Here is a 12,352-nt window from a genome sequence, read left to right as displayed (position 1 = left end):
AGACCCCGGTCCCACCGCCCGGTCAAGTCCCGGGCGCGGCCGGCGGGGTCAGGAGATAGCCGAGACCACGGACGGTCTGGATAATATCGACGTCCAGCTTCTTGCGGATGCGGCCGACAAAGACCTCGATGGTGTTGGAGTCGCGGTCGAAATCCTGGTCGTAGAGGTGCTCGACGAGCTCGGTGCGGGAGACCACGCGGCCGGCATGGTGCATCAGATATTGCAGCAGCCGGTACTCGTGCGAGGTCATCTTCACGGGGTTGCCGGAGACGGTCACCTTGTTGGTTCGCGTGTCCAGGGTCACCGGTCCGCAGGTCAGCTCGCTCTGGGCGTGACCGGCCGATCGGCGCAGCAGCGCGCGAATCCGCGCCAGCACCTCCTCGAGATGGAAGGGCTTTGCGACATAGTCGTCGGCGCCGGCATCGAAGCCCTGGACCTTGTCGCTCCAGCGGTCGCGCGCGGTGAGGATCAGGACCGGCATGGAACGGCCGTTGCGCCGCCAGGCCTCCAGCACCGAGATGCCGTCCTTCTTGGGCAGGCCGATGTCGAGCACCACGGCGTCATAGGGCTCGTTGTCGCCGAGATAGTGCCCCTCCTCCCCGTCGAAGGCGCGGTCGACGACGTAGCCGGCGTCGGTCAGCGCCTTGGTGAGCTGGCGATTGAGATCGGGGTCGTCCTCAACAACAAGCAGGCGCACGCTTCTCTCCAGGAATAGCCGAAAGGATGGACTGCGGAATCTACTGCCAAGATGATCAATTCCGGCGTGAACTGAATATGAACGCCGGGAACCGGCAAATGTTACTTTTTCGTCATGAAGCCGACACGACGGCGCCCGCCCTGCGGCCGGGCGAAGCCGGCCGCAGGGCGGGCGCAATTTGCCGCGTTCCGCGGCGAGTCGGAAGCACTGATCGCGCGTCCCGCGCGGCGACGCTCAGGTCCGGAAAAACACGAACCAGATGACGCCGAGGATCAGGATCGCAAGTCCGGTCGAGACGGTGAGCAACGCCGCGACCGATGGACCGGGCTCGCCCTGGCGCGCTTCGGTCGATGTCTCGATGATCTGATCGTTGCGTCTCGTAGCCATGGTAACCCTCAATTGCCGGGGTATCGCGTCCAAATGCCGCGACCTCCTCGCGGCCTCTCGTGACGTGCGGGGCAACGTCTGATCGCGAACGATGTTCCGGGCCGGACCGGCAGAGGGTCAGCGATTAACGCCGTTGCAAGATTCCATTCGGCCCCTTGCTATGATTCGCGGTTCCCGGGTGTTATCCTCACAGGCTGTCCCTGTTGCGTTTGGAGTAGCCCATGGCCCCCCGTGCCAATTGGAAGGGTTTTTTGCGCCTCTCGCTCGTGACCTGCCCGGTCGCGCTCTATCCGGCCACTTCGGATACCGAGAAGGTCTCCTTCAACCAGATCAACCGGAAGACCGGCCATCGGATCAAGTACCTCAAGGTCGACGCCGAGACCGGCGACGAGGTCACCTCCGACGACATCGTCAAGGGCTACAAGGTCGATACCGACACCTACATCGAGGTCACCAAGGACGAGCTCGACGAGATCGCGCTGGAATCGACCCACACGATCGAGATCGATGAATTCGTGCCCAAGACCGACATCGACAACCGCTATCTGATCCGCCCGTATTATCTCGTGCCGGACGGCAAGGTCGGCCACGATGCCTATGCGGTGATCCGCGAGACCATCCGCAGCATGGACAAGGTCGCGATCGGCCGCGTGGTGCTGACCAACCGCGAGCACATCATCGCGCTCGAGCCGCTCGACAGCGGTCTGATGGGCACGCTGCTGCGCTACCCCTACGAGGTGCGCAGCGAGAAGGAGTATTTCGACGACATCCAGGACGTGAAGCTCACGAAGGACATGCTCGACCTCGCCAAGCACATCGTCGAGAAGAAGTCGGGCGCGTTCGAGCCCGAGCTGTTCGAGGACCACTACGAGACCGCGCTGATCGACCTGATCAACAAGAAGCGCAGCGGTGTTCCGCTCGCCGCCAAGACCGCGCCGAAGACGGGCGGCAACGTCATCAACCTGATGGACGCGCTCAAGAAGAGCCTCGCGACCGAGAAGGAAGCCGCGCCCGCCGCCAAGGTCAACGGCAAGGCCAAGAAGCCGAAGAAGCGCGTCGAGGGTCAGCGCGAAATGCTGCTGCCGATCGCCGGCAAGGGCGGCAAGACCGCCGCCGCCAAGGAAGCGCCGCCCAAGAAGGCCGACAAGCCGGTGCGTGCGCCGGCGCGCGGCAGGAAGGCCGGATAGCGGCACCACTTCCGGGCGACGCTGCTGTGATGTCCCTTCCCGCGTATCGCCCGGCCTGACATGCCCTGGTCGACGTCGTTCGACGAACCAATCCCCCTGCCCAACCGGCGCAAGCTGCTCACGCTGCAAGAGGCGGCCGACTACATCATGAAGCTGCCCGAGGATGCGCAGCATGAAGCCCACTGGCAGACCGCCATCGAGACCCTGATCAACGCGGCTGAAACCGGTGGCGGCTGGATGATGTTCGCCCGTATCGCCATGTTGCGGGCGCTGAACGCCGACGGCCGGTGCGGATGATGCCTGCCGGTCAGGTGCTGGCTCGTCGCCCCGTTGACGAACAGGCTCAATAATCCGTTAAGCGGCGCCGTCGCTTTTCACTACGGCCGCCTGACCTCATCGTCGCACCCGAGTATTCCTACGGGAGAAAAAATTAACCGTCGATTGCCGCTCTGCCAGGCATGGTCGCGTCCTTGATTGGCCAAGGTCACACGCCCGTGCCGCAGCAAGACGCCAGAAAAAACTACATCGGCATCGTGAACGACACGAGCGAGGACGAGCGCGTCGCCGACAACGCGGCACGGTCGCAGCCGCACGTCGTGAGCTATCTGGTCGGACGCCTCGCAGCCGTGCTCAAGCGCCGGCGCAAAGGCGCATATGGTCGCGCGATGACGCCTTGAGAGGCGCCACGACACGACTGCCGTGGGGCCCGCCGATTTAGATCCATTTGAATCGGGTGAGGAAACCCTAATTTAATCGATATCACCCTATGAGGCTGCAGGCGGGGCCAACCGAGCCTATTCTTTTTGACGCGCCCAAGAAACTTAATGAAACAATTTACCAGTCGGAAAACGACGCGGGCATACATTAGACCCGATCAATAGGAGTTGGCGATGCGTTTGCTTAGGTCTTTCCTTGCCGATGAAAGTGGCGCCACCGCTATCGAGTACGGCCTGATCGCCGCCGGTATCGCGCTCGCAATCGTTACGGTTGTGAACAACACGGGGTCCGCCCTGCTCAACAACAAGTTCAACTCCATCAGCTCAGCGATGAAGTAACGATAAGAGCTGAGCTGATAAACTCCCGACTTCCCTCCGATCAGTTCGATATGCGATCTGGCTGCTGAGGCATGTCGTGCAATTTCTTGAGAATGGAATCGGTCGTCGCGCCGCTCGCGCACATTCCTGTGGCGGTCTCTCCGAAGTCGACGAGGCTATGATACTTTGGCTTAGGAGCTTTCGTTAGCGGCACTAGCCACGCATTGAGGCCCTGCCTTTTCAACCCGTCGAAATAGAGCTCCTGCGTTGAGAACGGGATATTGGTGTCCCGCGGATCAGCAATCAGGAATATCCGTCGCTCGGGTTGCTTGGCAATTTGACCGATCGAGTCGTAGGGGTCGAAATACACCTCCGCCTTCAGACGGTGTACCCACCCTCGCGCCTCGAGCCTGGCGCGATAGGCGGCTGCGGGAGAGGAAAGGATCGCACATTGGATATCACTGCGCCGGGCAAGCAATTCGGCAGCAAGCGTTCCGCCGCCACTATGTCCGCCGAGCCCCCATCGATCAACGTGGTAACGAGCCTTCAAGGCATCTATCTGAGCCTCCACCAGTCTCGCTTCCAGAGGCGTGTGCCTGACATCGTAGTGTTTGCCGGAGCTGCCATAGGTCCCGGGTCGCGCGAGAAAAATATAAGGCACGGCGTATCGATTGGACAAAGTCCTGGACTGCTCAATCATTGACGCAACTCCCAGTCCTTGTTGATGAGCGACACTCTTCGGGCCACCCATCACATCTCCTGACATCCAGGCAGCGACGAGCGGATTTGGCCCATCGAGGGTCATGCCGACGGCATAGTATCGCAGGCAATAACCTCGACCATCAACACGAACCCAAACTGCGGTCTGACGCTGCTCCATCTCTTCGCAAGCCGAGCGAGTAATTTGCATTCCGTTGATGACTTTCAACGGGTCGAACATTTCGTCGTCCGGTCGAGACTGAGCTAGGATTGCTCTTGGAGCAATTAGGCAGATTGCAGTGGAAATCAGGGACAGAATTGCCTTAGCCGTTCTCAACAGTCACTCCATCCTTCCAGATCGCTGTCCACGTGGCTCATGCTGACGCGATGATCGCCTCGACAGCTTGTCGCGTTGCCTCGGTCAGTTCGAGCCTCACCGGCCAGACCGGTCTTCTTCTGCTGAGCAGACGCTCCTGACCGGGGCAGTAGACCCGCGCGGCAAGGTGGAACGACGCTCATGGACCCCGCCGGCTTAGCGCATCGTCGCAAGCTGTAGCGCGAGCGCGCAGGCGCGGTCGTATTCGTCGAGATTGATCCATTCGTCGATCGTGTGCGCCTCGTTTTGCCCCGCACCGAAGGTCACGGTCGGAATGCCGTGGCGGACCATCCAGTTCGCGTCCAGGCCGCCATTGGCGGCGCGGACGGCCGGCGTTCCGCCGACAGCGGACACGGCTTCGATCGCGCGTTTGACCACCGGCAGGCTCTCCTTCATCCGGAACGGATAGTAGTCGGTCTCGGCCTTGAATTTGATGCGGCCGGACTTGCCCTGGGCGTTCTTGACGCGCTTGGCGGCCTTCTCGAACGCCGCCTTGTAGGCCTTGGTGATCTCCTTGAAGAACTTCCCATCATGGCTGCGGCTTTCGCCGCGCACGTGCACATAGTCGGTGACGACGTTGGTCGCATCGCCAGCCGGCCGGCCCTCGCCGCCGGTGACCGGGCCGACATTGCTGGTGCCCTGCCGCTTGCCCTTCACCACCTTGCCGAACCAGCCGCCGGCCTTCACCTCGGCGAGCGCGAGCGCAAGGATCATGGTCGAGCTGATCCCGCGCTCCGGCGCGACGCCGGCATGCGAGGCGCGGCCGAAAATCTCGACCTGCCAGCGATCCGCGCCGACGGCGCCGATGGTGACGTTGGAGGCGGAGCCGCCGTCGTAGTTGAAGGCCATGACCGGCGAGCCGAGCTCCTCCGTCTTGACGTGACGCGCGCCATAGAGCCCGCTCTCCTCCCGTACGCAGAACAACAGCGTGATCGGAGGATGATCGAGCTGCTGCTTCGCAAGCTCAGCCGCCAGGGTGACGAGAACGCCGCAGCCACAGCGGTTGTCACCGCCGAGCGCGGTCTTCGCCGCGTTGACGATCTTGCGCCCCGAGCGCTTCGGCTTCGCGCCGGCGCACAGCGGCACGGTGTCCATGTGGGTCATGAACATGATCCGCGGCTGGTTGTGCATCGCGCCGCGGCCGGGCAGGTCGACGATGAGGTTGCCGGTCTCCGTCGGCACGGGAATGCGCGTATTGGCGTCGTCGAGGCGGATCGCCCCCGCCGGCACGCCGCTGTCTCGCAACGCCGCCGTAAGCTCGCGCCCGATCGCCGCCTCTTTCCCGGTCACGCCCTCGACGGCGAGAAAGCGCATGAGGCGGTCGGTGGCGGCCTGGGTGTCGACGGACATGGATGATTCCTTTGCTGGACAGTGCCTGCAAGCATCGTTCGCAGCAGATGGTTTCGCAAGACGCCTCGTCACAGTTCGCCCGGCGAATCCGGCATCGGGCTCCGCCTCAAATGCAGAGGCTGAGCAGCTTGATGTGGCAGTCCTTGGGTTTCGATCCCGATCCACCTGAGGGCGTGGCCTCACGTTTCACGGCGACAACAGGCTCCTTGTCCTTCTTGCCCTTGCCCGGCTTCGGCTCGTAATCGCCCGCGATCACCATGGCCCAATAGGTGCGCTTGCCGCTGGCATTTTTGGCGCTCGCGATCCCGACGCGAGAGGCGTTGTGCAACAGGAGGTTCTTGCGGTGCCCGGAGGAGTCGATCCACTGGCCGAGCGTCTTCTCGAAACTATCATAACCATAGGCGATGTTCTCGGCGGCGCGCCCCGCATGCGCAGGCGCAACCCGCCGGGTGAACGGGCCGAGGACCTCGTGGCTGAGATCATCCTTCGCTGCCATCGCGCGCGCCTGCTCCAGCGCAATGCGGTCCAGCGTTGCATCGCGCACGACGCGGACCTCGCCGTGCTTGAGGCGGAAGCCGGAGATCAACTCGGCCGGAGACTCGGCCGCCATGACAGGCGCAGCCAGCAGCACAAGGCCGGCCATCATTCCGCTGACCATACGACGTATCATCGTCCCCCAGGCGTTCATCGGTCTCCAAGCCCACGCGATATCCCGCCGCTTTTCGGCCGGCAATGTGGACGCTTCAAGGCACGCTCGCGTTAGTGCGCACGCTCTGGCGGCCGACACCGACGGCCACCGTTGGAGGAAGGCGACTGAGTGACGCCCTTCTGCATGGCTGACCACCTGTGACAGATGCTGCGCACGCTTTACGCTCTCGCAAATTCCTGATCCTCTGACGGTCAAATAGACCGGATTAACCGGTCTGCCTCAGGGAGAGACGCAATGAAGCTCGGCACTGCGATAGCGGAAATCATGAAGCGCGAGGGCATCGAGATCCTCTGCGGCTATCCCGTCAATCACCTGATCGAGCACGCCGCGAAGGCGGAGATACGCCCCGTGATGGTGCGGCAGGAGCGCGTCGGCATCCACATGGCGGATGCGATCTCGCGCGTCACGTCGGGGCGACGCATCGGCGCTTTCTGCATGCAGCATGGCCCGGGCGCCGAGAACGCCATGGGTGGCGTCGCGCAGTGCTTTGGCGAGTCCGTACCCGTGCTGGTGCTGCCGATGGGCTATCAGCGCAGGCTCTCGCACATCGAGCCGAACTTCAACTCCAGCGAGGTGATGAAGGCGTTCGCCAAATCCTCCGAGCCGATCATCCTCGCCGCCGAAGTCGCCAATATCTTCCGCCGCGCCTTCACCAGGTTGAAGAACGGCCGCGGTGGTCCCGTCATCGTCGAGATCCCCGCGGACATGTGGAACGAGGAGGTCCCGGAACCCCTCGACTACACACCGGTGCTGCGCACCCGCTACGGCGCCGATCCTGTTCATGTGAAGGAGGCTGCCGCGCTTCTGATCAAGGCCAAGCGTCCCGTGATCTATGCCGGCCAAGGCGTGCACTACGCAAAGGCCTGGCCGCAACTGAAACGCCTCGCCGAGCGGCTTGCGATCCCCGTCACCACCAGCCTCGGCGGCAAGTCGTCGTTTCCGGAAACGCATCCGCTCTCGCTCGGCTCGGGCGGGCTCGCCGTGCCGCGCGCAGTGCCGAAATTCTTGGGCGAGGCCGACGTGATCTTCGGCATCGGCTGCTCCTTCACCGAGACCAGTTTTGGCGTCGCGATGCCCAAGGGCAAGACCATCATCCATGCGACGCTCGATCCCGATCATCTCAACAAGGATGTCGAAGCCAGGATCGGGCTCGTCGGCGATGCCGGCCTGGTGCTCGATGCGCTGCTCGAGGAGATCGGCAAGACGGTTGCGACGAACCGCGATGCGTCCGCGGTTGCGGCCGAGATCGCGGCGTCCCACAAGGAATGGCTCGCAAAATGGATGCCGAAGCTCACAAGCAATGACGCGCCGCTCAATCCCTATCGCGTGCTCTGGGATCTCCAGCACACCGTCGACAGCCGCAACACCATCATCACCCATGATGCCGGCAGCCCGCGCGACCAGCTCTCGCCGTTCTGGAAGGCGGTCGAGCCCCTCTCCTATCTCGGCTGGGGCAAGACGACCCAACTCGGCTATGGCCTGGGATTGGCGATGGGGGCAAAGCTCGCCAAGCCCGACAAGCTCTGCATCAACGTCTGGGGCGATGCCGCGATCGGCTTCACCGGCATGGATTTCGAGACCGCGGTGCGCGAGCGCATCCCGATCCTGTCGATCCTGCTCAACAATTTCTCGATGGCGATCGAGCTGAAGGTGATGCCGGTCTCGACCGAAAAGTACCGCTCGACCGACATCTCCGGCGACTATGCCGCGATGGCGCGCGCCTTCGGCGGCCATGGCGAGCGGGTGACGAAGCCGGAAGACATCGTGCCGGCGATCAGGCGCGGCATCCAGAAGACAAAGGACGGCGTGCCGACCCTGCTGGAGTTCATCACCAGCAAGGAAACCGAGGTGTCGCGGCCGGGCACGTGAGCGACGTCAACGAGGGTGCATGAGTGTCGTCAAGAATCTCGTCTGGCTCATTCGCCGGCAGATGCTGTCGCTGTCCGGCGTCGGCCTCATGCTGGGCGTGCTGTTTTTCGCGGCGGCACTTACGCCAACGCTCGTCCCGCGCAGCTATCTCACGCAAGGCGCCCTCGCAGGCGCCTGCTTTGCGATCGGCTACGCTGCCGGCATTCTCTGGCGCTGGCTGTGGCACTATCTCGAGCTGCCAGAACCCTCGGCGCGGGTGCGATCGACCGCCAACGTGCTGGTCGCGATGGGCTGCCTGCTCGTCGTCATCATTTATCTGAGGCGGGCCGCCGAATGGCAGAACTCGATCCGCGCCGTCATGAAGATGGCGCCGGTCGAGACCGCCCACCCGCTCAAGGTCTGCGTCATCGCGCTAATCACATTCGTCGTGCTTCTGGCGCTGGCGCGGCTGTTCGTGCTCGTCGTTCGCTTCCTGGCCGCGCGCAAAGGGCGTGTCATCCCGAGAAAGATCGCAAACGTACTTGGCGTTCTCGTGGCGACGCTGCTGTTCTGGTCGATCGCCAACAATCTCCTGATCCGCACCACCTTCCGCGCGCTCGACTCGTCCTTCCGCGAATTCGACGCCCTGCTCGAGCCGGAGCGGCCGCAGCCGACGGCGCCAGCGAAAACGGGAAGCGCGGCATCGCTGGTGAAATGGAATGAGCTCGGTCGTGCCGGGCGCGAATTCGTGGCCTCGGGCCCAACGGCTGCCGAGATCAGCGCCTTCACGGGGCGGCCCGCACAGGAGCCTGTGCGCGTCTATGTCGGCCTCGGTGCCCGCGATACGGCACAGGCGCGCGCAAGGCTTGCGCTGGACGAGCTCAAGCGCCAGCACGGTTTCGAGCGTTCAATTCTGATCGTCATCACGCCGACCGGCACCGGCTGGATCGACCCGGCCGCGATGGGTCCGGTCGAGTATCTCCACCACGGCGATGTCGCCAGCGTCGCGATGCAGTATTCCTATCTCAACAGTCCGCTGTCGCTGCTGTTTCAGCCCGAATACGGCGCCGAAGCTTCGCGCGCCCTGTTCTCCGAGATCTACGGCTACTGGACGATGCTGCCGAGGGACAAGCGGCCAAAGCTTTATCTGCATGGCCTCAGCCTCGGCGCCATGAACTCGGAAAAATCCGCCGAGCTGTTCGAGACGATCGGCGACCCCATCGCCGGTGCGCTGTGGAGCGGGCCGCCGTTCGAGAGCCGGATCTGGCGCTCGGTCACCGCGAACCGCAATGAGGGCTCGCCGGCCTGGCTGCCGGAATTTCGTGACGGCCGCTTCGTACGCTTCATGAACCAGAACGGGCCGACGGTGCGCCCGGATGCGCCCTGGGGCGCGCTGCGCGTGGTCTATCTGCAATATGCCAGCGACGCGATCGTGCTGTTCGACTACCGCGATGCCTTCCGGAGCCCGGCCTGGATGAATGCGCCGCGCGGCCCCGACGTGTCCCGGGAGCTGCGCTGGTATCCCGTCGTCACGATGCTTCAGCTCGCCCTCGACATGGCGGTGGCGACCAACACGCCAATGGGCTTTGGCCATGTCTACGCGCCCGAGCACTACGTCGATGCCTGGGTCGCCGTGACCGATGTGCAGGACTGGTCCGCCGACGCGCTCGCGCGGCTGAAGGATCACCTTGGGGCGGCAGCAAGGAAGGCGGCCGAGCGCAACGCCGACGACAATCCCTACGCCGATCGCGGCGGGTGAAGCCGCCTACTCCGCCATCTCGACGGGCTGCGCGGTCGCAGGCCCGGCCAGCGGCCGCTCCTCCATCAGGATCAGGCAGAGCGAGGCGAGCGCCATCATCGCGGCCGCGGCGCCGAAAACGTAGCGGAACGCCATCATCATGTCGGCCGAGGGAATCGCGTTGACCGCGCCGTGATGCTCGCCGGCGAGCGGGATGTCGGCACCGAGCGAGATCAAGAGGATAGCCGCGAATGCTGCGACCGTGAACGAGGACATCAACGAGCGGAAAAAGTTCATCGCGCCGGTGATGGTGCCGACCTGGGCTCGGGCGACCGAATTTTGCAGCGAGACCACGCAGACCGGGAAGGTCGTGCCGAGACCCAGCGCGAACGCGGCCATCAGCGCCAAGAGACCCCACAGCGGCAGCGTGGAGAACGTGAGCCCCAGTCCGCACAGCGCGGCCCAGGAGGTCCCGACGACGGCGACGCGCTTGTAATGCTTCGCGCGCGCCATGGTGCGGCCGGCGATCGCCGCGCCGCAGGTCGAGACCGCCGCGAGCGGAATGAGCGCAAGTCCCGCCTCGCTCGCGCTGAGATGATAAACGGACTCGTAATAGAGCGGCAGCTGCACGGTGAGGCCGGTGATCGCACCGAGCGCGCAGCCGCCGGCAGTGAGGGCGTAAGGCGCAACCGTTCCGCTGAGCAGCGGCAACGGCAGGAACGGCTCGTCTGCTCGCCGGGCGTGCCACACGAAGGTGACGGCGAGCGCGACCGCGCCGCCGATCATCGCAATCACGGTCGGCGAGAGCCAGGGGTAGCGGGTGCCGCCCCAGGTCAAGACCAGCATGAAGACGACCGCGGACGCCATCAGCAAGACGCCGCCGAACCAGTCGACCTTGCGCTTGCGGTGGAAGACCGGGATCTTGCTCATCTTCGGTAGCAGCAGCGCCAGCGCGGCGGCTGCGAGCGGCAGGTTGATCCAGAAGATCATCGACCAGTGCAGATGCTCGGCGAACACGCCGCCGATCACGGGACCGAGGATGCCGCCGACCATCCAGACGCTGGAGAAATAGGCCTGGTACTGGCCGCGCTCGCGCGGGCTGACCACGTCGGAGATCACGGTCTGCACCACCGGCATGATGCCGCCGCCGCCTAGCCCCTGGAGGCCGCGCGCCAAGATCAGCATCGGCATGTTCGGCGCGACCGCGCACAGGATCGAGCCCGCCACAAAGAGGCTGAGCGAGGTGATGAGCATGGCGCGGCGGCCATAGATGTCGCTGAGCGTGCCGAACACCGGTGCCACGGCGGTGCCGGCCAGCAGATAGGCCGTGATCACCCAGGAGAGATTCGAAACGTCGCGGAACTGGCGCCCGATGGTCGGCAGCGCGGTCGCCACGATGGTCTGGTCGAGCGCCGCCAGAAACATCGTCAGCATCAGGCTGATGACGATGGTGCGGACTTCATCCGAGGTCAGCGGCGCCGGCGGAGCGATGGAGGGGGCGTCGTCGACGCTCAAGACCTCGGTCGGGAGGCGGGACAGCTCTTCGGCGATGTCGTCGGGCAAAGCCCTGATGTCGGCAGCGGCACTGCTCTGCCGTTCGAACTTGCTCATTTCGGACGTAGTTCTTCGGACGTAGTTTGTTGCGGCGCAACGCCGCGATGGATTCGTTCTATGAATCGGAATGTACGCAGCAAATCGTCATCGAGGCAGGCACTCGGGCGCATGGGAGCATCCCGCCCCCGGGTCATCCCGAAGACGTGATCGGTTCGAAATCGGGAACGGTCGTCAGGCTTCTTTCAGCCTTTGGGCCGCCGCCTCAGCCGCGCCCGCTTCGGCAGCAGCGCCGGCCACTCGACGATGTGGTCCTCGAGCTCCTCGTCCGGGATCTCGACCTCGCTGCCCTCGACCCGGCCGCGCACGGAGACGCCCGCCTCATGCACGGTATTGGGATCGCCTGAGATCAGCGGATGCCACCAATAGAGGTCGCGGCCCTCGGCAACGAGCTTGTAGCCGCAGCTCGGTGGCAGCCAGTTCAGGGTGCGGACATTGGCCGGCGTCAGGCGCACGCAGTCTGGCACCTTCGCGGACCGATTCGGGTAATCCTTGCAAGCGCAGGTGCCGGCATCGAGCAGCTTGCAGCCGACATGGGTGAAATAGATGTCCCCGGTATCCTCATCCTCGAGCTTGTTCAGGCAGCAGCGCCCGCAGCCGTCGCAAAGGCTCTCCCATTCGGCCTCCGACATCTCTTCCAACGTCTTGGTTTTCCAGAAGAATCCTTCCTGGTCTGAAGGTCGTTTGGGAGCTGTGGTCATCAAGTCTTCAACTGG

Annotated in this window: 13 protein-coding genes; 6 read left to right on the top strand and 7 right to left on the bottom strand. The window is 64.0% G+C overall.

Annotation, left to right across the window (positions count from 1 at the left end; genetic code table 11):
- Positions 1-22: 22 nt before the first annotated feature.
- The gene (locus tag QQL28_RS04640; RefSeq protein ID WP_284261634.1) at positions 23-697 is read right to left on the bottom strand and encodes a response regulator transcription factor; all 675 of its coding nucleotides are present in this window, start codon (positions 695-697) and stop codon (positions 23-25) included.
- 234 nt (positions 698-931) lie between these two features.
- Positions 932-1,084 (bottom strand): hypothetical protein, encoded by a 153-nt coding sequence (locus tag QQL28_RS04635; protein WP_283036277.1) that lies wholly within the window; start codon positions 1,082-1,084, stop codon positions 932-934.
- A gap of 221 nt (positions 1,085-1,305) precedes the next feature.
- On the opposite strand from QQL28_RS04635, the gene ku reads away from it, so the two are divergent.
- The 4 genes from ku (at position 1,306) to QQL28_RS04615 (ending at position 3,326) form a co-directional block, all read left to right on the top strand.
- Entirely contained in the window at positions 1,306-2,271 is a 966-nt protein-coding gene (gene ku, locus QQL28_RS04630) for a non-homologous end joining protein Ku (RefSeq protein WP_284261629.1), read from the top strand.
- 60 nt (positions 2,272-2,331) lie between these two features.
- The gene (locus QQL28_RS04625) at positions 2,332-2,568 is read left to right on the top strand and encodes a hypothetical protein (RefSeq protein WP_284261627.1); all 237 of its coding nucleotides are present in this window, start codon (positions 2,332-2,334) and stop codon (positions 2,566-2,568) included.
- Positions 2,569-2,765: 197 nt separating this feature from the next.
- Complete coding sequence (locus QQL28_RS04620) at positions 2,766-2,948, top strand: hypothetical protein (protein ID WP_284261625.1); 183 nt, start codon at positions 2,766-2,768, stop codon at positions 2,946-2,948.
- A gap of 213 nt (positions 2,949-3,161) precedes the next feature.
- Positions 3,162-3,326: a Flp family type IVb pilin gene (locus tag QQL28_RS04615; RefSeq protein ID WP_284261623.1), complete on the top strand. Its 165-nt coding sequence runs from the start codon at positions 3,162-3,164 to the stop codon at positions 3,324-3,326.
- 40 nt (positions 3,327-3,366) lie between these two features.
- Here QQL28_RS04615 and QQL28_RS04610 read toward each other — a convergent pair whose 3' ends face one another.
- The 3 genes from QQL28_RS04610 to QQL28_RS04600 form a co-directional block, all read right to left on the bottom strand.
- The gene (locus tag QQL28_RS04610) at positions 3,367-4,245 is read right to left on the bottom strand and encodes a serine aminopeptidase domain-containing protein (RefSeq protein WP_284261621.1); all 879 of its coding nucleotides are present in this window, start codon (positions 4,243-4,245) and stop codon (positions 3,367-3,369) included.
- Positions 4,246-4,536: 291 nt separating this feature from the next.
- Positions 4,537-5,730 (bottom strand): M20/M25/M40 family metallo-hydrolase, encoded by a 1,194-nt coding sequence (locus tag QQL28_RS04605; RefSeq protein ID WP_284261619.1) that lies wholly within the window; start codon positions 5,728-5,730, stop codon positions 4,537-4,539.
- Between the two features lie 106 nt (positions 5,731-5,836).
- Positions 5,837-6,418: a CAP domain-containing protein gene (locus tag QQL28_RS04600; RefSeq protein WP_284261616.1), complete on the bottom strand. Its 582-nt coding sequence runs from the start codon at positions 6,416-6,418 to the stop codon at positions 5,837-5,839.
- A gap of 255 nt (positions 6,419-6,673) precedes the next feature.
- On the opposite strand from QQL28_RS04600, the gene QQL28_RS04595 reads away from it, so the two are divergent.
- Both QQL28_RS04595 and QQL28_RS04590 read left to right on the top strand, forming a co-directional pair.
- Entirely contained in the window at positions 6,674-8,308 is a 1,635-nt protein-coding gene (locus QQL28_RS04595) for a thiamine pyrophosphate-requiring protein (RefSeq protein WP_284261615.1), read from the top strand.
- A gap of 19 nt (positions 8,309-8,327) precedes the next feature.
- Entirely contained in the window at positions 8,328-10,046 is a 1,719-nt protein-coding gene (locus tag QQL28_RS04590; RefSeq protein ID WP_284261613.1) for an alpha/beta hydrolase, read from the top strand.
- Between the two features lie 6 nt (positions 10,047-10,052).
- Here QQL28_RS04590 and QQL28_RS04585 read toward each other — a convergent pair whose 3' ends face one another.
- Positions 10,053-11,636 (bottom strand): MDR family MFS transporter, encoded by a 1,584-nt coding sequence (locus tag QQL28_RS04585; protein WP_284261611.1) that lies wholly within the window; start codon positions 11,634-11,636, stop codon positions 10,053-10,055.
- A 185-nt stretch (positions 11,637-11,821) separates the two neighbouring features.
- A complete protein-coding gene (locus QQL28_RS04580; RefSeq protein ID WP_284261609.1) occupies positions 11,822-12,337 on the bottom strand; it encodes a YcgN family cysteine cluster protein in 516 nt (171 codons plus the stop codon).
- Positions 12,338-12,352: the final 15 nt, after the last annotated feature.

Source organism: Bradyrhizobium iriomotense (genome assembly GCF_030160715.1).
GTDB classification, from domain to species: Bacteria; Pseudomonadota; Alphaproteobacteria; order Rhizobiales; family Xanthobacteraceae; genus Bradyrhizobium; species Bradyrhizobium iriomotense.
The sequence above is the reverse complement of the archived record's forward strand: the minus strand, read 5'-3'. Positions and strand labels throughout refer to the sequence as shown.